The sequence below is a fragment of the Belnapia sp. AC561 genome (assembly GCF_979252845.1).
This window is the reverse complement of record NZ_CEEDBP010000286.1, coordinates 1-261: the sequence shown is the minus strand read 5'-3', so window position 1 is coordinate 261 and position 261 is coordinate 1. Positions and strand designations below refer to the sequence as shown.

The following is a 261-nucleotide window of genomic DNA, read 5'->3' as shown; positions in this document are numbered from 1 at the left end:
CCTTAGCCTAACCTTCCGCAGCTTTTCCCAATGTTTTCAATGGAGACGTACATGGCCTTCGAATTGCCCCCGCTGCCCTACGACTATGACGCGTTGGAGCCGACCATCTCCAAGGAGACGATGACGGTCCACCACGACAAGCACCACAAGGCCTATACCGACAAGCTCAACGAGGGCGTCGAGAAGGACGCGTCGCTCGCCGGCAAGTCGATCGAGGACATCCTCGCCACCGTGTCGAGCCAGCCGCCGCTGATCCGCAAC

1 protein-coding gene is annotated in these 261 nt (G+C 59.8%); it reads left to right on the top strand.

The window, feature by feature from the left end; all coding sequences use genetic code 11:
• Nucleotides 1-51 precede the first annotated feature (51 nt).
• Nucleotides 52-261: superoxide dismutase (locus tag AC0IW9_RS31110; RefSeq protein WP_471652158.1), on the top strand; the 210-nt coding region annotated here is incomplete at its 3' end.